The organism is Geobacillus proteiniphilus, assembly GCF_001908025.1.
Lineage (GTDB): Bacteria > Bacillota > Bacilli > Bacillales > Anoxybacillaceae > Geobacillus > Geobacillus proteiniphilus.
The window spans coordinates 1-19,309 of sequence record NZ_MQMG01000004.1 but is presented as its reverse complement, the minus strand read 5'-3'; the positions used below and the strand labels follow the sequence as shown (position 1 = coordinate 19,309).

Sequence of the window (19,309 nt, the reverse complement as noted above, 5' to 3'; positions counted from 1 at the left end):
ATATTTGAATATAGGAAGGAAATATGCTATTCTATATTCAAACAAACATTTGAATGTTGGCGAGGAGCGGGAAGAAATGCATCGCGATGATGTTTGCGACATTTACTGTTATGACGAAGAGAAAGTCGAGCGGGTTCAGCGGCGGCTTCGCGATGAAAACATTGCCGCGATTGTCCCTTTTTTTAAGGCGCTTGCCGATGAAAACCGGGCGAAAATCGTGTATGCGCTTTGCGGTGAAGAGGAGCTGTGCGTCTGTGACCTCGCAAACGTGATCGGTGCGACGGTGGCGACGGCATCCCATCATTTGCGCATCTTGTACAAACAAGGAATTGTGAAATATCGAAAAGAGGGGAAACTTGCCTTTTACTCGCTGGATGATGATCATATCCGCGAGCTGCTGCTTGTCGCGCTCGCCCATCAGAAAGAGGGGGACGGCCGTGGGGAATGAACAAACATTGAATCGGCTCGAGGCAAAAACATACCGCGTGCAAGGACTGACGTGCACAAACTGCGCGGCCCAATTTGAGCGGAACGTGAAGTCCCTGCCCGGCGTGAAAGAGGCGAAAGTGAACTTTGGCGCCGCCAAGCTCACCGTTTGGGGCGAAGCAACGATTGATGAACTTGAGCAAGCGGGGGCGTTTGAACAATTGACCATTCGTGAAGAACGTGAACGCCCGGCCAGGCAGGAGCCGTTTTGGAAGAAGAAAGAGAATCGGAACGTCTGCATTGCCGCCGCGTTGCTGGCCATTGGCTGGGCAACGTCGACAACGGACAGCGGCTGGTTGGCGGTGGCTGCCTATGTCGCCGCGATCGTGATCGGCGGCTACTCGCTGTTTCGGACCGGGCTTCGCAATCTGCTCCGCTGGCAGTTTGACATGAAAACGTTAATGACGATCGCCATTCTTGGCGCGGCGGCCATTGGCGAATGGCAAGAAGGGGCGGTTGTTGTCATTTTGTTCGCCATCAGTGAAGCGCTCGAGCGCTATTCGATGGACCGGGCGCGCCGATCGATTGAGTCGCTGATGGAAATGGCGCCGGCGGAGGCGACCATTCGGCGCGGTGCGGAGGAAATGACGGTTCGGGTTGAGGACGTTCGCATCGGGGATGTGATGATCGTCAAACCAGGGGAGAAAATCGCCTTGGACGGCGTTGTCGTGAATGGTGCGTCAACGGTCAATGAGGCGGCGATTACCGGCGAAAGTTTGCCGGCAGAAAAAGCACCCGGCGCTGCGGTGTTTGCCGGGACGCTTAACGGGGAAGGGTTCCTCGAAGTCGAGGTGACGAAGAGGGCGGATGAGACGACATTGGCGAAAATGATTGACCTCGTCGAAGAGGCGCAAGCGGAGCGGGCTCCGTCGCAGGCCTTCATCGACCGGTTCGCTCGCTATTATACGCCGTTTATGATCGTGATCGCGCTTCTGATCGCCATTGTGCCGCCGCTTGTGATGGGCGGTGACTGGCTTGATTGGGTGTACCGCGGTCTTGCCATTCTTGTCATCGGCTGCCCGTGCGCGCTCGTCATCTCGACGCCGGTGGCGATTGTGACGGCCATCGGAAACGCGGCCCGGCGCGGCGTGCTCATCAAAAGCGGCGTGCATCTCGAACAAATCGGCCGGCTGCGAGCCATTGCTTTCGATAAAACCGGGACGTTGACGAAAGGGAAACCGGCCGTGACCGATGTCATCGTATATGAAGGAACACGCGAGCAGCTGTTGGCCATCGCCGCCGCCATCGAAAAACGGTCGCAGCACCCTTTGGCTTCTGCCATCGTCCGCAAAGCGGAAGAGGAGGGAGCGCCGTTTCTTGACGCGCCGGTTGATGCGTTTCAGTCGTTGACCGGAAAGGGAGTCAAGGCCGCCGTCGGAAACGAAACGTATTATATCGGCAGCCCGGCCTTGTTCACCAGCTTGATCGGTGAGCTGCCGGATGAAGCGGAAGAGCGAATCACCGCCTTCCGCAAAGAAGGAAAAACCGTGATGGCCGTCGGCACGGCCGATCGGGTGTTGGGTCTTATTGCCGCGGCCGATCCACTGCGGCCGTCCGCACCGGGCGTTGTCGCTGCATTGCAGCGCCTTGGCGTGGCGGAAGTGGCAATGGTGACGGGCGACCACGAGCAAACGGCACAGGCCATCGGCCGTCAAGCGGGTGTATCGGACATTCGCGCCGGGCTGCTTCCGGAACAGAAGCTTTCGGCGATCCGCGAGCTGAAACAGCGCTGCGGCATCACCGCCATGGTCGGCGACGGGGTGAACGACGCCCCTGCCTTGGCCGCGGCTGATGTCGGTGTGGCGATGGGCGGGGCGGGGACGGATGCCGCCTTGGAAACAGCCGATGTTGTGCTCATGGCCGACGATTTGCGCCAGCTGCCGTACACCGTCCACCTTGGGCGCCGAACACTTGCCGTCATCCGGCAAAACATCGCCGTCGCCTTAGGACTCAAAGCGTTGGCGCTCGCCGCCGCCGTCCCGGGCTGGCTCACCCTTTGGCTCGTAGTGTTCGCCGACATGGGCGCGACGCTGCTCGTGACTTTAAACAGCATGCGCCTGCTGCGGGTGAAGGAATGAGCGGAGGCTCCGGGCAGCGAGGAAAGGACCGCTTCGGCGCCTCTCCCAACTTCGAAGGAGTGTATTGGTCTTCCCTCATGAAAGGCGTGGAAAATATGGTTGCTTTCTGACGATGAGAAACGGTATCATGAAGAGGAAAACATCAACCGCTGATTAGGTCGAACGTTTGAGGATGCTGGATGTTAGATAGAAACATCGTTTTGGTCTGTTCGTGAAAATCATGGGGAAGAGGGGGCGTCATGAAGGGATCTCGACAAGAAGAGAGGCATGAAACGCAACGGACAGAGGAGATTCAACGGGTGGACGACCGGGTGTTTTCGCCGACCGAAGAGTTGGATCGGATCGCTGCGGGAGGGGCGATGAAGCGGGAAGCCCTCGATTGGCGAGGATTTCCCCGGTGGATTCAATATGTCGGATACATTGCCTTCGCCTTTTTTGTCATCGTTCCTTTGCTGGCATGGTTGTGGAACGTGTTGCTTGAATAGCGGATCGAACGCCAGCCGGAGGCGGGTCTCATGGAGGAGAAAAACAAACGACACGGAAATGCCCGTCGTTCCGTGTCGTTTTGTTTGCGCTCTGTTGTTAATCCTCCATCCCTAAAGAGTGCCAATAAGTTTGGCTAACGGCAGTTTAATAGTTAAACAGGGGGGATATGATGCAATATACCATTACACCAATCGCATTTGTTAAAAATAACCGCAAAGATGTTGAAGATGATCATTGGGGGAATGTTATTTCAATAATTGAATTATCAGAGAAGATCGATGATTCAGCTTTACAAGGTATCAGTGAGTTTTCGCATTTAGATATTATTTTCTATTTTGACCGAGTTACAGATGACAAAATTCAATATGGGGCAAGGCATCCAAGAAATAATAAAGAATATCCAAAGGTCGGGATTTTCGCTCAAAGAGGTAAAAATCGACCGAATAAATTAGGTTTAACAACCGTTGAATTGTTAGAACATAAAGGGCGAACATTGAAGGTAAGAGGATTAGATGCAATAGATGGCACTCCTATTATTGATATTAAACCGGTTATGAAGGAGTTCTTACCCAAAGGCGAAGTAAGGCAACCTGCTTGGTCGGTATCATTGATGGAACGATACTGGGATTAATGTTATGAAGATCATGATTCAAAAAGCAACAGCGCAAAGGGGAGTTTTTATCTTCGGAATGCAGAATCCAAAATCCGCCCATGGTTTTGTAGACCGATATGGACGAAAAAAAAGTGGAAATAAAAACCGCCCGCCCAACGCGGGCGAACGGCTAAAAGGGGATGGAACAGTGGACCGTTTCAGGAAAAATGCCCAAGTTGCCGGAGCGCTTCTTCGCTCATCCGTTCCGGCGTCCATGGCGGATTCCAAGTCACTTGGACGCGCACGTCGCGGACGCCGTCGATTTGCTCGAGCGCCCGTTTGACGCTGCCGCCAGGCTTACGGCAAATGCGACAATGCCGGCCGCTGTCACCGCAAATTTTCCGCTTGCAGACCTGCGAGCGAGAAAGCCCACTCCTTTAGGGGAGGGATGAAAGCGAGCCGTTTTCTTATATTGAATGATTATGAAAAAAATGGTATCCTGTCATCGTCGCAAGGAGGTGAATTCATGCCGACGATCACACTAAGGCTGGAATTGCACAAACCAACGAAAGTCAAACAAGACATGTACGAACGGATGACAGAAGTGAATACAGCGTTTGCGAATTGGCTGTTGAATCATCCCGAGCTGAATCAAGCGACGAGCAAACTATTTAAAGAGTTTTCGTCGCAGCAGTTTCCTTCTGCCGTCGCGAATCAGACGATTCGAGAAGTGAAGTCCCAAAAGAAAAACCAGAAAACAAAGAAGTTTCGAACATTATGGTGTTGCTTTAACAATCAAAACGTAAAGGTTGAAAAGAAAGGAGAGTTCTACACCGTTTCATTCCCCACACTGGAGAAGCGAATTGGCGTGCCGGTGGTCACGCGTCCCTATCAAGAAGCATGGCTGAATCGGCTGCTCGATGGAACCGTCAAACAAGGGGCAGCCAAGCTCTACAAAAAGAGAAAGAAATGGTACTTGGCTGTTGCGATCACAGTTGAAGTCCAACAACGGGAAGAAACGAAGGCAATGGGCGTTGACCTAGGACTTCGCTATATCGCCGTTGCCAGCGTGGGAACGAAATCGCTGTTTTTTAAGGGCAGCCAATGCGCTTTCATTCGCCGACGATATGCGGCTTTGCGGCGAACGTTGGGCCAAGCGAAGAAGCTCCATATGATTCGCAAAATCGGTGATAAAGAGTCCCGCTGGATGAAGGATCGAAACCACAAAATCAGCCGTCAAATTGTTCGTTTTGCCCTCGCCAACGGTGTTGGCGTGATTCGGATGGAAGATTTGACAGGGATTCGGAAACGGGCAACATCGGCCAAAGAAGCAGGACGAAGCCTTCATTCTTGGGCGTTCCATCAATTGCAAACGATGATTGCCTATAAAGCGGAAATGGCGGGCATTCGGGTGGAGTGGGTGAAGCCGACCTATACAAGCCAAACATGCCGATGCGGGCATCGAGAGAAAGCGAACCGAAACGGCATCCACTTCCAATGCAAAAAATGCGGATATACGATTCATGCCGACTTGAATGGCGCCATCAACATCGCCAAAGCGATTTCGGGCTTCGCCGCCTAACCTAGCGCACTGGTCACAGGTGCGCCGCCCATTGGGGTACATCCTAACCCGATGGGACGGGGTGATGACACACCCCCGAACTTGGGCGTTGTCCAAACCAGAAATGGATGAGGACGCTAACGACCCAAGAATCCCACGCCCTTTAGGCGTGTGGAGTGTCAATCGCTGCGCAACATCGTCAAACCGGAAGTGTGGAACGACAAATGGCTGAAATTCTCATGCTGGATGCTGAACATCGGCCTGGCTGGCATGGTTCTCATCACGCTTCTCCCGGTCGGGATATTGCAAATCAAAGAAGCGTTCGAACACGGCTATTGGGCGTCGCGTTCGCCTTCGTTCCTCAAGCAAGACATTGTCCAAAACTTGCTGCTTGTCCGCTTCGTTCCGGATACGATCTTTTTAATCAGCGTCGTCGCGCTGCTTGCCTTTGCCATCAAAGCGATGTTCCATTTGCGCAAACCGACGCATGGAGAGGGAGAAGAGCTGCCGGTGGCGAATTTGGCGGAGGAAGAATAACAAAAACGCACAGCGGGATTCCGCTGTGCATTTCATTTGTGAACGTTTTCAATTACTTGTGGCATTTGTCTGGCTTGGCGTGTTCGTTTTCCTTTTGTTTGTCATGGCATGGAAAGCAGTACAACGTCTCTGTTTCTCGGCTGACGACGCCGTTTAAAAACCCATGCAGACAATGGATCGGCTTGCCGCATTGCGCGCAAAAGCCAACAAGCTCTTCCAACCGCCATTTCTCCTTTCATGGGGATTGAACATGTTCACCTTCGGGCTGTGACGCTCGTCACTACCCCCCAAGGTTCAAGCGGTTATGATAAAGTATATAATTCATTATACTACAAAGGAGGCCAATGTTATGAACCAATTTGCCGCAAAAATCCACGCCCCGGACTATCCGCCGCGCGATCGCCATCCGGCAATTTTTCGGCTGTTTGACAGTTTGAAGCCGGGGGAAGTGATGGAGCTGACGAATGACCATGACCCGCGTCCATTGCAATACCAATTCATGATGGAGCGTCCGGATCAGTTTACAGACCTGCGAGCGAGAAAGCCCACTCCTTTAGGGGGGGATGAAAGCGAGCCGTTTTCTTATATTGAATGATTATGAAAAAACGGTATCATGTAATCGTCGCAAGGAGGTGAATCCATGCCCACGATCACACTAAGGCTGGAACTGCACAAACCAACGAAAGTCAAACAAGAAATGTATGAACGGATGACAGAAGTGAATACAGCGTTTGCGAATTGGCTGTTGAATCATCCCGAGCTGAATCAAGCGACGAGCAAACTATTTAAAGAGTTTTCGTCGCAGCGGTTTCCTTCTGCCGTCGTGAATCAGACGATTCGAGAAGTGAAGTCCCAAAAGAAAAACCAGAAAACAAAGAAGTTTCGAACATTATGGTGTTGCTTCAACAATCAAAACGCAAAGGTGGAAAAGAAAGGAGAGTTCTACACCGTTTCATTCCCCACACTGGAGAAGCGAATTGGCGTACCGGTGGTCACGCGCCCCTATCAAGAAGCATGGCTGAATCGATTGTTGGACGGAACCGCCAAACAAGGGGCAGCCAAGCTCTACAAAAAGAGAAAGAAATGGTACTTGGCTGTTGCGATCACAGTTGAAGTCCAACAACGGGAAGAAACGAAGGCAATGGGCGTTGAACTAGGACTTCGCTATATTGCCGTTGCCAGCGTTGGAACGAAATCGCTGTTTTTTAAGGGCAGCCAATGCGCTTTCATTCGCCGACGATATGCGGCTTTGCGTCGAAAGTTGGGCAAAGCCAAGAAGCTTCATATGATTCGCAAAATCGGCCGTAAAGAGTCCCGCTGGATGAAGGATATGAACCATAAAATCAGCCGTCAAATCGTCCGTTTTGCCCTCGCCAACGGTGTTGGCGTGATTCGGATGGAAGATTTGACAGGGATTCGGAAACGGGCAACATCGGCCAAAGAAGCAGGACGAAGCCTTCATTCTTGGGCGTTCCATCAATTGCAAACGATGATTGCCTATAAAGCGGAAATGGTGGGCATTCGGGTGGAGTGGGTGAAGCCGACCTATACAAGCCAAAAATGCCGATGCGGGCATCGAGAGAAAGCGAACCGAAACGGCATCCGCTTCCGATGCCAAAAGTGCGGATACACTCTCCACGCTGACTTGAATGGCGCCATTAACATCGCCAAAGCGATTTCGGGCTTGAGCGCCTAATCTAGCGCACTGGTCACAGGTGCGCCGCCCATTGGGGTACATCCTAACCCGATGGGACGGGGTGATGACACACCCCCGAACTTGGGCGTTGTCCGAACCAGAAATGGATGAGGGCGCAAACGACCCAAGAATCCCACGCCCTTTAGGCGTGTGGAGTGTCAAATGGGAATACCTTGAGGAAGGGCCGGACGTATGGCAGGTGGCGATTAGAAAAAAATAACTAGGCGTCCATCGGGATTTCCGTCGGCAGGCGGAAATCTTTTTTTTCGTCGGCTCGTATGGTACGGTAAGAACAGACGAGGTTCGGAAAGGGGAATCACGATGAAACGAACCATTGCCGGAGTGGTGCTGGCCGGCGGCCAGTCGCGCCGGTTCGGGCGGCCGAAGGCGTTTGCGCTGCACCAAGGCGCCCCGTTTTTCACTTGGTCCGTCGCGGCGCTCGATCCGATCGCCGATGAACTGTACATCGTCAGCCACCCGTCGCTTATCGATGAATTCCGCCGGCAAACGGACATCCCGGTGCTGCTGGATGTGGAACGCTACCGCGGCTGTGGGCCGCTTGCCGGCATTTACACCGTCATGGAACAGAGCCGAGCCGACTGGGTGTTCGTCCTGCCGTGCGACATGCCGTACATGCGGCGGGAAGTGGCGGAGCGGCTTCGTTCCTATATCGATCCGACGTTTGACGCCATCGTCCCGCTCCATGGCGGCCGTCCCGAACCGTTGGTTGCTTTATACCACCGGCGACTTAGCCACCTGATCGCCGAGCTGCTTGACGCCGGCGAACGGCGGATGGCGGCGCTCCTTGACCGCGCACGCGTTCGCTATGTTGATGCCAAGCAGCTTGCCGGGGATGAAGACGTATGGCGCAATGTCAATACTGAGGAAGAGTATCGGTACGGGCGGGAATTTTGGCCAAAGCAGACGTAGCATACATCTTTTGCTAATCGGAAGAGCCGTCCTTGACCACGAAATGGTTCTTTTTCCCGGCTCTTCACCACAAAATGTACTTGATACAGAAAGACGCTCATGATACGCAAGTTAAAAATGATTTCGCCTGTACAATAACGTTTCTATGTCAATGAAAGGTCAAGTGCACCTTTTGGTGATGACCTTGAATTTTATGAAACGACAACAGTGCGAAAAAAAGAACCGCATGGCCTCGGCTCTTTTGCGTCATTGGACTGGGGGTTGATTTTGGTCCATTTCCTTCGCCAAGTCCGCTACTTCGGCGACGGTCAGCCCCGTTCGTTTCGCGACTTCGTGAATAGGCAGAACGTCAAGCAAGTTTTTTGCGATTTCGATGGCTTTTTGTTTTTCGGCTTGTTTGACCGCTTTCTCTTTTTCCTGTTCTAGATCTTCTACGAGCAAACGAAAGACTTTATTCATTTTCATCCACTCCTTTACTTTTTGGACGTATGGCGGGTCAATAAACTTGTCCAAACGTGGTTACTCAAGCAATCCGAGCCTAAACGCTTTTCCGACTGCTCCCGCCCGCGATTTGACGTGAAGTTTTCGCAAAATGGAAGACACGTGGTGTTCCACGGTTCGTTTACTGATGTTCAGTTGTTCGCCGATTTCGCGATTTGTTTTGTCTCTAGCAATGAGATCGAGAACGTCCAACTCCATGTCGGTCAGAGGCGAGCCATCATGGAAAGTAAGATCAGTCGGGAATGATTTCACCCCGCGATAGCTTTCCCGAATGGCGTGAATCAGTGTTTCGGCAGAATCGCATTTGGATACAAAAGCATAGGCGCCTGCCTCATGGACGGCATGTACATATTCTGCGCTGGCATCCCCCGATAACATGACCACTTTGCTTGCAGGGAATCGTGATGAGATGTTCTTTGTCCAAATGAGGTTGTTCTGCCTTTGGCTCGGAGCATCGATGACAATGATATCAGGCTGGAAGTGAGCGATCTCCTTCTCTAGTTCGGCTGGAGAGAAGACGGCTCCCACTACTTCCAAGTCGGGCTCGCGTTCCAAAAGCTGACGGATGCCATCCATGACAAGGCCATGATCCCCTATGATCAAAATGTTGATTTTCACCATTGTCTCTCCCCCTCCCCCCGTAAAACGCAGCGAGTAGCGACGCATTTGGTTGGAACACACGTTGCGGTGAAACATGGAGTTTTACAGGGGATGAGTGATGTGCTGTTTTGATCCATGAGGCCATTTCTCTCAACTTCATTCGTTAAAATTTTACAATAAAGATCAATCTCTGTAAACGAAATTTCAAAAAATAGGTATTTTCCGCAATGAAATTTGTGGAAAATACGGATGTTTTTTTAATTTTATTTTGGTACAGTAAGGGTAAAGCCGGCCGGTTATCTTTGAAATAATGAGGAGGACTATGTTAAAAATGAAAAAGAAATTTGCTGTGCTTACTTTAGCTGCAGGACTTCTTGCCGCAGGAGGCGTGGCTCAGGCTGGAACAACGTATGATGATTATGACGTTATTGTCCCAGGGTTCAATGATAATGCGTTTACTCCTCAACAAACCAAATCGACTACCGGCGCATCAGCTGATTTGAAAGTATCTATACTTGGAAAAGCACTGGATGCAAGAGTGCATTCTTATAGCGGGGGAACTGGACCTTGGGTTCGTATTGCCACGGTTGGGGGTCCATTCAAACTGCCTAATTCGATCAAATCAGGCAAGGATGCGAGAGTTGAGTTTAGTTCGGATATTACTCAATTGGTAGACGTAAGGGTAAAAGGGGAGTGGAGAAGCAATTGATTCATCATGAGAATGGGCCAAACCGTTTGGATGGTCCATTCTCTTTAAATATGAAAACGAGTCTGGGAAAGGGTGTAAAAAATGTTGGGCCATCAAGTGAAAGTTGAATTCATCAGAGTCTTTACCTGGCGTCAATGTATGGTTTGGGCTGCATTAGTGTTGGTCCTGCCTGCCATCCAATTTATGTTGATAAAGGATCATTACCTTTACTATAGACAATTGGATCTTTTTCTGCGTTTGAATTCGAATTTTGTGCCGCTGCTTTTTCCGATCATCATGGTTCTCGTGTATGCGATTTCTTTTCCAAGTGAACAGAAAAATCATTTTATTCCATATGTACGTATCCGCATCCCTTTGACGACTTACTTCTTTAGCAAATTGATCGTCAATGCGATCCTGTCTTTTTTGCTCGCCTTTTTGATCGTATTCGTCCCTTTTGTATTTTCTATGTATATTGAACCTTATTTAGGAATTGTTCGTTTATATCCAACAGATGGCAATCCTATCCCTTATACAACGTTTGAGCAGCTGCTTGCCCTTGGCACGTTGCCATATGGAATTCTTTACTCACTATGGGTAGGGCTGAATGGAATGATGTATGCGACAATGGGATTGTTGCTCGTCATGATTTTAGAGAAGCCTTTTGTAGGGTTTTCCATTCCGTTTGTCTATTACTTGTTGGGAAATTTTATTACGCAAGTTTTTGGATATGATCAATTTTCCCCTACTTATACGATTTTTCCTTTTAGTATACAACAACAACCTTTATGGACAGTATTCGTGCCATTTATCGTCTTATGTTTCGTTGTGATTCTATTGATATTCTATCTAAAGGAAAGGTTGCATAAGCATCATGACTAGGACAGTAAAGAATAAATGGAAGGATTTTGTAAATGAATTGCTGACATTCAAGTGGATTCTCTTTGGAGCAGTTATTTACATATATGGATTAAGAGCGAAAGAGCATATGTATGTTGCTTCGTTTCAAACAAAACTATTGTTGAATAAATGGGATTTGTTACATAGCTTCTTCGGTAATATTTACCTTATTTTGTATTTCATTTTACCCGTTTTTCTATATCGTTCTATTTCGATTATTATATCTGATTTTGATTATACGGTTTTGATACGATTTGGTTCTTATCGAAGTTGGGTGTATGCAACATTAGTTCGATTTATTCAAAGCCTCAGCATATCCATGATCGTTTGGGGAGCAGTGAGCGGAGTTTTGTCAATCGGTGCTCCTTCTTTCGCTGGCTGGAGTCCGTTTAGTAAGCTGGATGGTTCTTTAAGTGAAACGCAAATATTGCAAAAATTTATAGACAGCCCCTTTTTAGCATTGTTGTTGCATTTTGCGTTGCTAATTCTAAGTGTTAGCTGCATTCACCTTATTTTGGCCATCATTTATGTAAAATGGAAAAAAAGGGGTATTATCGTATTTACTGCGATTCTTATATGGGTATATGGAGGAGTGTCATTTAAACTTCTTCCTCACCATTCCTTATTCAATTTATGCAATTACTTGATTTTGCATTCGGGAGCTGTACAGTTCGGAAATATATGGGGATCTTTTACAATGGTCACAGGATTGATGATCCTGCTTATATGGATGGTCAATCGACTAGATTTGAACATGAAAGGATATAGCTGGAGGTATGTCGTTTTCATTGCCTTGATTGTCATGGCATTATGGTCCGGTATGCGAGAAAAAGCAGGAGAAACTATTTGGGACCAATTTCTTTTCATGTTTATAGGTGGTTCCAATCAAGCGTTCTATTTCAAGTCGTTTTTATGTTATTGGGTTCTGTATTTTGGATTCATCTATTGGGTCCAATTGTACTTGCAGAAGGAATTGTCGGAAATGGGGTATTACAAGCTTTTGCGTTATCAGTCTATCACCCGATGGTTTTGGAGATGGTATCATAAGATCATGTTATATATTGGATTATATTTATTCGCCTTAGCATTGCTTGCTTTATTCATTTCTTCTTTGAAGCGTTTCTCTTTTGACTTCTATGTTTCGATTGATCGCTCGGTCACGTTGCTTGAAGTGTTTTATCATTTTTTTGTCAATGGCTATCTTCAAATTTCATTTTATGTACTATTTGTGTTTCTTATTTCTTGGTTGAGTAAAGAAACGTTTTATAGTTTAGTGGGGCTCGCCATACTTTCATTCTTTATGTTACCGGGTCTTAATAATTGGGGGATAGTTCCATCCGGATTGAATAGCATGGCGTATTTATTCGCAGATTACTCGGTTTATCGCATAAGCATAGTTCTATCTTTATGGAATGTTTTAGAGATTGTTTTCTTGCTGTATGTCTTTCATAAACAAGATCTTGATTTCTAAAAAGGAGTGAGGAAGTTGTCGCATATCCTACTGAGTCAAGTCAGTAAATCTTTTAAAGGAGCAACAATTTTTGAAAACGTGAATTTTGCAGTGGAAAAGGGGAAAATTTATGGAATTATTGGTCCTAACGGTTCAGGAAAGTCCGTATTATTTAAACTAATATGCGGATTTATGTTCCCTGATCACGGCAGCGTGATCGTGGACGGGGAAGAGCTGGGTGCCAATAAACGATTTCCCAGTAATTTTGGAATTATCATTGATCGGCCTGGGTATATAGCGGGAAAGACAGGGTTTGATAATCTAAAAGCATTGGCTCTCATTAGAAACAAAATCAATGATGACAAAATAAAGCAAACGATGAGGATGGTTGGTTTAAATCCGGAATCGACGCAAAAGGTAAAACATTACTCACTTGGAATGAAACAAAAGCTCGCCATTGCTCAAGCCATTATGGAAGATCAACAAACACTGATTTTAGATGAACCATTCAATGCTCTAGATGCTGACAGCGTTGAAACTATCCGCCATTTGCTTCGGAAATTTAGGGAAGAAGGGAGGACGATTTTGCTTACCAGCCATAATCAAGAGGATATTGATGTTCTTTGCGATGAAGTGTACAGAATCAACCGTTTTAAACTTGAAAAAGTGAAGGGATAGGCTCTTAATTTTCCATGGTCCGATGACGCCTATTATTATAGAATTTGCAAATAGTGAATCGGTTTGACGGGAAGCTTTTCTTTCACCCCTTCCCGAGCGGGATGGGGTCTTTCTCTTCCGGGGGATGATGGATTAGGGAAGGAATGAGGCTCATGCATAAAAAAATCGTGGTCGCTGTTTCCGCTGTGCAGTTTCTTCTCTTAGCTTTCGTAGCGATTGTTGTTTCGGATGTCCATGACCGCTTTTTTCCGGAACAGCTGGATGTGAAAGCGAAAGTGACATTGGATTTTAGCCAGTCTGATTTGCGTCAGGAAGATGTGTTTCAACAGTTGGGGGCGATGAGCGATCGATGGGAATTAGGATTGATGAAAATCGCGCCAGATTTACGGGGGGATCAGTCGGGACAGATCTTTGTTCAAGTGGGGGAGAAAGGGGATTTTCCAAAGAGAATTCAGCGTTTTGGCCATGAGCCAGATGCGGAGATCCGCGATCGCCGCGCGTTGGCCCATTCGTTTGCCAATGGCGATTATTTGGTGACAGGGAAAACCGATCATATAGACGAGTTGAAACATTGGCTGGCGTCGCATCGGGTCGATCAGAAGTGGAACGAAGAGACTCTGTTGACCATTCTCCAATTTTTGATCGTGCAAAGCGATTTTGGTGTGGCGCTGTTGGCTGTTTCGGCGCTGATGGTGTCATTAGCTTTATACTGGCTGGCGGTCAAAGCGAAAGGGCGCGCGTTGCGTGTGTTGGCGGGAGTTCCGACGTCGCGCATCCAATGCGAGGATTTCAGCCACTTTTTGCTGGCTATGGTTTTGGCCGCCGCTATATTGGACGTCTTGGCCGCTCTTTATGTCGGCTTTGTCTATGGATGGGGATTCGTGCCTTACTATAGTAAAGTGTTGCTTTTGGCTGAGGCGATGGTGATCTCTTTGACAATGGCTTGCGCGTTGATTTTTTCTGTTGCCTCATGGCCGAATCCAGAGATGTTGGCGATGCGCGAACCTGCTGTCAAGCGTTTGGCCAGAAGTTCGGCTGTATTGAAACTCGCTGTATTTGCTTTCGTCCTTTCCGCTGTCTCACCGGCGGTTTCAGCTTATACGAATGCTAGAAAAACAGCACAGGAACAAATCATGTGGAAGTCGTTGGCTGATCAAGCGGTGTTGGTGTTCCCGTCCCGTCCAGGAAGAGCGGGGGGAGCGGAAATCGAGCAGTTGTTTCAGATGTTGCAACCATCGGTGGGGGACATGGTTCGACAAGCGGAGGCCGACGATCGCGTAGTGTTATCGAAAGCGTGGACGGAAGACGATTTCGCCATCGATGGCATGACCATTGCGCCGTACCGTTACATGGTTATCGTGAATGAGCGATGGTTGGATATCGTTCGCAAAAAGAACAAAGGGCTATCTTTGGTTCCTCTTGCGCTGGAACAGATTCCAAAGGACGTGAGACAATTTGTCGAACTCTCCATCCCGTTATATGTAAGAAACCAGCAACAGGCTCAAGCCATATGGCATGAGGTCAAGATGTGTCGTTTGACCGGATCGTCCCCTTTTCCATTTGTCCGCTTTGGCGGACAGCTTGAGTTTGCCCGGCCGAAGGAGGTGTTATTGTTGGTTGCCCCTCATGTCCATTCATTATTCAATGACAACTTTTTGATCTCTGTCGCTTCTTCGTCGGAGTTGAGTTTTGTCGGACTAGAGGAAACACAGAAACTCGTATCTGAACGCGGCCTTCAGAACCGGATCCGCGTCAACTATATGGCGGAGGAAGGAATTTTGCGCGCGCAGCTTTATGCCTATTTCGTGTGGCTTAGAATTGGATCGATTGTTGGTCTTTTAGCGGCCTTGGCTATTGCCTCCGCCATTAGTGCGTTTATTATGGCTGTGTTAAAAGCAAAACGCGATTTTCCTCTTCGGCTTGCTGGGGCATCTTGGTGGGCGGTGTCGCGCGGGCGAATCGTGAAAGAGTGGGTGTTAGGGGGGATCGTGGTCATGCTGATTATGCTGTTGCAAGGAATAAACGGCTGGTTGCCGGTTTGTCTAACGGGGGCGCTTGTGCTGCTTGCTTTGCCGCTCGTACATATTGGTGCGGCAGCTTGGGTGTTTGCGAAAAACTCCCTGCGTCAGTTGTAGAAAGAAGGAGGAAGGCTTGACTGCCATGAGAATTGAGGCCGATCAAGTGACGATGATTATCAATGAGCGAACGATTATGGAGAACGAAAGTGTCGTATGCTCCCCTGGAGCCTTGACGGCGCTTGTTGGTCCAAGCGGAGCGGGCAAAACGACGCTTCTCCATGTGCTTGGATTGCTTTTGCGGCCGACAAGCGGTCGTGTATTGATTGATGGTGTCGATACAACGAGTTGGGGAGCGAAGCAGCGGCGGCTGTTTTGGAAACACCATGCGGCATTCATTCTCCAAGATTACGGAATTATTGAGGAAGAATCAGTTGCGTTTAATATCACGATGACTTCGAGTTTGTTTCGTTCGAAAGTTGTCGGCGATGAGGAGCGGGTGCGCAAAGTGTTATCGGAAACAGGGTTGGATGGAAGAGAACGAGAACTGGCCGCCCGTCTAAGTGGAGGCGAAAAGCGACGCTTGGCGATCGCACGCGCTCTCTATAAAGATGCACAAGTCATTTTGGCGGATGAGCCGACGGCTTCTCTTGATGAGGCCAATGGCGATCGCGTCATTGAGCTGCTTCAATTATTGGCGAAGCAAGGGAGAACGGTTATTGTCGCGACCCACGATGAGAAAATGATGCGAGCCGCCCATGCTGAGCATGCGCTAAAGGGAATGCGGCATGGCAGATGAGAAGAAAGGGGGCGAATCAAGATGACGAAAAAACGATGGTGGGGCATTGGCGTTGCCATTGTGTTGGTCGGCGGACTTTTAGTAGCGGGAGGGGGGATTGGTTTGTCGCTTATCCCGTTCCCAGGCAAACAGGACGTTGCTCGTCCTGAATGCGGAAAACTGCCGAGCCGATCGGAAGTCAGAGAGGCGTTGAGTCAGCATCGGGATCTCGCAGCTCGCTTGGAGCGCGTAGGAAAGGGAGTAAGCGTGAAGGTGGAGGCGCCGTGCGGAGATCAAGCGGATGAAGCGCTCATCCGCATTGTTTATCATACAAAGGAGGAACGGGATGCAGTTTCCTCCATTTTGGCTGACCACAGTTTCGGGGTTCCAGTTGAGCTAATCGAAAGATAAGATGGAATTAGCGTTGAGGTCTAAATGTGATCCATATCACATAACGCGCCTGAATGTTGCGGTACAATGGAGGCCAAGGAGGGAATTGGATGCGCGATTTCAATGAAAACCCGTTTATCGTCATTTGGGAGTTGACAAGGGCGTGCCAACTCAAGTGCCTTCATTGCCGCGCCGAAGCGCAATACCATCGCGATCCGCGCGAGTTGACGTTTGAGGAAGGGAAAAAACTGATCGATGAGATTTACGAGATGGATCAGCCGATGCTCGTCTTTACGGGCGGCGATCCGCTCATGCGCCCGGATGTGTACGATTTGGCGAAGTACGCGATTGACAAAGGATTGCGCGTGTCGATGACGCCGAGCGCGACGCCGAATGTGACGAAAGAGGCGATCCGCAAGGCAAAAGAGATCGGCCTGTCGCGTTGGGCGTTCAGCCTTGATGGCCCGAACGCCGAGATTCACGACCATTTCCGCGGCACGAGCGGCTCGTTTGCTCTCACGATCCGTGCGATTCAATACTTGCATGAACTCGACATTCCCGTGCAAATCAACACCGTCATTTCGCGGTACAACGTTCATGTGCTTGATGAAATGGTGGCGTTGGTGGAGAAGCTGAAATGCGTCCTTTGGAGCGTCTTTTTCCTTGTGCCGACAGGCAGGGGGAAGGAGGAGGACATGATTTCCCCCATCGAGCATGAGCGGGTGTTTCGCTGGTTGTATGAAACGAGCAAGCGCGTTCCGTTTGATATCAAAACGACGGCGGGCCAGCATTACCGCCGCGTCGTGCTGCAGGCGAAAATGCGCGAAGGAAAAACGGCAAAAGGAGGCATCCGCTACGAAGACGTTTTGAACAAAGGGTTGATCGGGCAAGTTGACGGGCTCGGCCGCGCGCCGAAAGGAGTAAACGACGGCAACGGCTTCGTCTTTATCTCCCATATCGGCGACGTCTATCCGAGCGGGCTGCTGCCGGTCAAAGCAGGGAACGTCCGGGAAACGCCGCTTGCTGACATTTACCGGTACTCGCCGATTTTCCAAGACTTGCGCAATCCGGACAAATATAAAGGAAAATGCGGCGTCTGCGAGTTCCGATATGTGTGCGGCGGCTCACGCTCGCGGGCGTACGCGGTGACGGGGGACTATTTGGAAAGCGAGCCGTATTGCATTTACATTCCGAAAGCGTGGCGGACAAAAGAGCGAAGTCAGTGCTAGGCACGGAAGGCTGCTTTTGTACAACGGCGGTTGCGTGACAGACGGGCTTTTCTTCAGGCAGTGTCTAGAAGGCTGGTGATTTAACAGAAAATGCCGTTGAATCACGCCGCTTCTCAAATTGAGAAAGCTTATACATGTTGCACTTCTCACAACTCAAGAATCATCGGTTTAGGGGAAAATGGTTGTTTTTCACCACCCTTCAGACGTTGGCGGCTTGTTTGAACAATGGGGGAATAAGGGATGCGGCGCGACAACAGTTTTTTCGTTCGCGAAAGCTTTTTTGCGGCGATCATCGATTTGGGGAAATGGCCGTTTTTCTTACACGCAAGGGGAAGGAGCGGACGCCTTCCCCGTTTTTATTGTTGAAAGATCATTCGTGGTCCAAATCGACAATAAATGTCTCCGGCCCGGTCGGCGCCGCGCTTCCTCCCTTTGGTTCGAGGCTCGCTTTAATTTGCTTGAACTGTTTGACATCCTCGCCGGTGATCAAAATGCGCGCCGCTCCGTGGCGGATCGTCAACAGTTCCCCTTTGACCTCGTTGTTGGTGTAAATGATCCACAATTGATAATCGCGAGTCGCAAACGGCGGCAACCCTTCAATTTCCATCAGCATTTCCTTCGTATCGTCATTGAGCCAAATCGTGCCGTCCATCTGTTGAAAGAGCGCCGATGGTTCAATCGGAATTTGTTTCGTTTTGGGATTATGGATGATTCGCTCGATCGGAATGTCGGTATTTTGTTCGACAATCTGGTATCGATATGGCTCATCCGATCCGTCATGGGAAACGGCCGGCCTGTCGTTCGAAGCGGAAAGGCGCAAAGCGAAAAGGAAGACGGCCAAAGCCGCACCGATCAGCCCGCCTGCCATGCGGAGACCGCGCCGCATCCGCTTTGTTTGTTTTTGCGCTTCTGCTTGGGCCCAAATTCGCTCTTTATGAGAAAGGGGGGGTGCTTCATATTGGGCTTCCTCCTTAAGCCCGACGCTTTTCCACGCTTCAAGCAAGCGTTGGCATTCAAGGCACTGCTTTAGATGGTTGGACACGTCTTCTTTTTCTTGCTCTGGCAGCATGCCTAACAGCCAGTCCACGATTTTTGCTTCCGAAATATGGCTATGCTTCATGCTGTTCTTCACCTCTGCCAGCCTCCATCCAGTGGAACAGCTCTTTTTGTTTCCGCAAATTGCGCAAGCCGTAGCGGATGAGCGACTTGACGGAGCCTAACGGTTTGTTCATCGCGGCGGCGATTTCCCGCTGTGTTTCCCCATGAAAGTAAAAGTGAATGATGGCTTGCCGCTGCTCCTCGGGGAGATGGGTTAAAGCGTCTATGATGACTTGTTGTTCCAGTTGGCGGAGAAAATCAAATTCCGCCCCCTTTTCTTTTAAAGCCGCTTCTTCAAGGCGGTTCACTAACAGATCCCGTTTCTTGCGCAGGCGGTCGAGCGACCGGCTTTTCGTTTTCACGGCAAGAAAGGCTTGAACGCTTCCCCGCTTCGGATCAAATTGGTGCGGTTTTTGCAAGATTTCGAGAAACACATCGTGGCTGACATCTTCCGCCTCCACCTCGTCGCCGACGATCCGAAGAGCGATATGATAGACCATCGGAGCGTATTTTTCGTAAAAACGGTCAAAGGCGGCGCGCGAGCCTTCGGCGATCTTCTCGAGCAGTTCCATGTCTTCCCGTCGATCTTCCATCTTTCCCACCTCCCGACACATGC

Annotated in this window: 20 protein-coding genes and 3 pseudogenes; 17 read left to right on the top strand and 6 right to left on the bottom strand. The window is 49.5% G+C overall.

The genetic code is table 11. The features are described 5' to 3' along the window. The first annotated feature begins 76 nt into the window (after nucleotides 1-76). The 4 genes from BRO54_RS02535 to tsaA all read left to right on the top strand — a co-directional run bounded on the left by BRO54_RS02535 (nucleotide 77) and on the right by tsaA (nucleotide 3,681). Nucleotides 77-448, top strand: coding sequence for an ArsR/SmtB family transcription factor (locus BRO54_RS02535; RefSeq protein ID WP_074043033.1), 372 nt, complete (start codon nucleotides 77-79; stop codon nucleotides 446-448). Continuing rightward, nucleotides 438-2,564: a heavy metal translocating P-type ATPase gene (locus tag BRO54_RS02530; RefSeq protein WP_074043032.1), complete on the top strand. Its 2,127-nt coding sequence runs from the start codon at nucleotides 438-440 to the stop codon at nucleotides 2,562-2,564. The genes BRO54_RS02535 and BRO54_RS02530 overlap by 11 nt, the downstream gene beginning before the upstream one ends. 239 nt (nucleotides 2,565-2,803) lie before the next feature. After that, nucleotides 2,804-3,049 (top strand): hypothetical protein, encoded by a 246-nt coding sequence (locus BRO54_RS02525; protein ID WP_074043031.1) that lies wholly within the window; start codon nucleotides 2,804-2,806, stop codon nucleotides 3,047-3,049. Nucleotides 3,050-3,219: 170 nt separating this feature from the next. Continuing rightward, entirely contained in the window at nucleotides 3,220-3,681 is a 462-nt protein-coding gene (tsaA, locus tag BRO54_RS02520; protein ID WP_074043030.1) for a tRNA (N6-threonylcarbamoyladenosine(37)-N6)-methyltransferase TrmO, read from the top strand. 179 nt (nucleotides 3,682-3,860) lie between these two features. Here tsaA and BRO54_RS20355 read toward each other — a convergent pair. Beyond that, nucleotides 3,861-3,992 (bottom strand): annotated as a pseudogene (locus tag BRO54_RS20355) (metal-sulfur cluster assembly factor); the annotation flags it as partial. A gap of 176 nt (nucleotides 3,993-4,168) precedes the next feature. Between BRO54_RS20355 and BRO54_RS02510 the strand changes: the two are divergent. Both BRO54_RS02510 and BRO54_RS02505 read left to right on the top strand, forming a co-directional pair. Continuing rightward, the gene (locus BRO54_RS02510) at nucleotides 4,169-5,224 is read left to right on the top strand and encodes an RNA-guided endonuclease TnpB family protein (RefSeq protein ID WP_074043029.1); all 1,056 of its coding nucleotides are present in this window, start codon (nucleotides 4,169-4,171) and stop codon (nucleotides 5,222-5,224) included. Nucleotides 5,225-5,386: 162 nt separating this feature from the next. Then, a pseudogene (locus tag BRO54_RS02505) lies at nucleotides 5,387-5,740 on the top strand (nitric-oxide reductase large subunit); the annotation flags it as partial. A 52-nt stretch (nucleotides 5,741-5,792) separates the two neighbouring features. Here BRO54_RS02505 and BRO54_RS19970 read toward each other — a convergent pair. Beyond that, complete coding sequence (locus BRO54_RS19970; protein ID WP_167367365.1) at nucleotides 5,793-5,960, bottom strand: hypothetical protein; 168 nt, start codon at nucleotides 5,958-5,960, stop codon at nucleotides 5,793-5,795. Nucleotides 5,961-6,089: 129 nt separating this feature from the next. Between BRO54_RS19970 and BRO54_RS02500 the strand changes: the two genes are divergently transcribed. The 3 genes from BRO54_RS02500 (at nucleotide 6,090) to BRO54_RS02490 (ending at nucleotide 8,366) form a co-directional block, all read left to right on the top strand. Continuing rightward, nucleotides 6,090-6,335 carry a DUF2249 domain-containing protein gene (locus BRO54_RS02500; RefSeq protein WP_239691183.1) on the top strand — a complete coding sequence of 82 codons (246 nt, stop codon included), beginning with the start codon at nucleotides 6,090-6,092 and terminating at the stop codon, nucleotides 6,333-6,335. 45 nt (nucleotides 6,336-6,380) lie between these two features. After that, nucleotides 6,381-7,436 (top strand): RNA-guided endonuclease TnpB family protein, encoded by a 1,056-nt coding sequence (locus BRO54_RS02495; protein ID WP_074043028.1) that lies wholly within the window; start codon nucleotides 6,381-6,383, stop codon nucleotides 7,434-7,436. A 321-nt stretch (nucleotides 7,437-7,757) separates the two neighbouring features. Beyond that, entirely contained in the window at nucleotides 7,758-8,366 is a 609-nt protein-coding gene (locus BRO54_RS02490; protein ID WP_074043027.1) for a molybdenum cofactor guanylyltransferase, read from the top strand. Nucleotides 8,367-8,612: 246 nt separating this feature from the next. Here BRO54_RS02490 and BRO54_RS02485 read toward each other — a convergent pair. Then, a pseudogene (locus tag BRO54_RS02485) lies at nucleotides 8,613-8,876 on the bottom strand (transcriptional regulator); the annotation flags it as partial. A gap of 9 nt (nucleotides 8,877-8,885) precedes the next feature. Beyond that, nucleotides 8,886-9,488, bottom strand: coding sequence for a response regulator transcription factor (locus tag BRO54_RS02480; protein ID WP_074043026.1), 603 nt, complete (start codon nucleotides 9,486-9,488; stop codon nucleotides 8,886-8,888). Nucleotides 9,489-9,789: 301 nt separating this feature from the next. Here BRO54_RS02480 and BRO54_RS02475 point away from each other — a divergent pair, with 301 nt between their 5' ends. The 8 genes from BRO54_RS02475 to BRO54_RS02440 all read left to right on the top strand — a co-directional run bounded on the left by BRO54_RS02475 (nucleotide 9,790) and on the right by BRO54_RS02440 (nucleotide 17,595). After that, the gene (locus BRO54_RS02475; RefSeq protein ID WP_239691182.1) at nucleotides 9,790-10,176 is read left to right on the top strand and encodes a hypothetical protein; all 387 of its coding nucleotides are present in this window, start codon (nucleotides 9,790-9,792) and stop codon (nucleotides 10,174-10,176) included. A gap of 81 nt (nucleotides 10,177-10,257) precedes the next feature. Continuing rightward, nucleotides 10,258-11,037, top strand: coding sequence for an ABC transporter permease (locus BRO54_RS02470; protein ID WP_074043025.1), 780 nt, complete (start codon nucleotides 10,258-10,260; stop codon nucleotides 11,035-11,037). Continuing rightward, nucleotides 11,030-12,526 (top strand): permease, encoded by a 1,497-nt coding sequence (locus BRO54_RS02465; RefSeq protein WP_074043024.1) that lies wholly within the window; start codon nucleotides 11,030-11,032, stop codon nucleotides 12,524-12,526. The genes BRO54_RS02470 and BRO54_RS02465 overlap by 8 nt, the downstream gene beginning before the upstream one ends. Before the next feature lie 15 nt (nucleotides 12,527-12,541). Then, nucleotides 12,542-13,183, top strand: coding sequence for an ABC transporter ATP-binding protein (locus BRO54_RS02460; RefSeq protein ID WP_074043023.1), 642 nt, complete (start codon nucleotides 12,542-12,544; stop codon nucleotides 13,181-13,183). Nucleotides 13,184-13,335: 152 nt separating this feature from the next. Next, nucleotides 13,336-15,318 carry a hypothetical protein gene (locus tag BRO54_RS02455; protein ID WP_074043022.1) on the top strand — a complete coding sequence of 661 codons (1,983 nt, stop codon included), beginning with the start codon at nucleotides 13,336-13,338 and terminating at the stop codon, nucleotides 15,316-15,318. A gap of 25 nt (nucleotides 15,319-15,343) precedes the next feature. Continuing rightward, nucleotides 15,344-15,997 (top strand): ABC transporter ATP-binding protein, encoded by a 654-nt coding sequence (locus tag BRO54_RS02450; RefSeq protein WP_074043021.1) that lies wholly within the window; start codon nucleotides 15,344-15,346, stop codon nucleotides 15,995-15,997. Nucleotides 15,998-16,018: 21 nt separating this feature from the next. Continuing rightward, nucleotides 16,019-16,387: a hypothetical protein gene (locus BRO54_RS02445; RefSeq protein ID WP_013146110.1), complete on the top strand. Its 369-nt coding sequence runs from the start codon at nucleotides 16,019-16,021 to the stop codon at nucleotides 16,385-16,387. 89 nt (nucleotides 16,388-16,476) lie between these two features. Further along, on the top strand, nucleotides 16,477-17,595 hold the full coding sequence (locus tag BRO54_RS02440) for a TIGR04053 family radical SAM/SPASM domain-containing protein (RefSeq protein WP_074043020.1): 1,119 nt from the start codon (nucleotides 16,477-16,479) through the stop codon (nucleotides 17,593-17,595). 370 nt (nucleotides 17,596-17,965) lie between these two features. On the opposite strand, the gene BRO54_RS02435 is transcribed toward BRO54_RS02440, so the two are convergent. Next, a complete protein-coding gene (locus BRO54_RS02435; protein ID WP_176202437.1) occupies nucleotides 17,966-18,715 on the bottom strand; it encodes an anti-sigma factor in 750 nt (249 codons plus the stop codon). Continuing rightward, complete coding sequence (locus BRO54_RS02430; RefSeq protein ID WP_074043018.1) at nucleotides 18,705-19,286, bottom strand: sigma-70 family RNA polymerase sigma factor; 582 nt, start codon at nucleotides 19,284-19,286, stop codon at nucleotides 18,705-18,707. The genes BRO54_RS02435 and BRO54_RS02430 overlap by 11 nt, the downstream gene beginning before the upstream one ends. Between the last annotated feature and the right edge of the window lie 23 nt (nucleotides 19,287-19,309).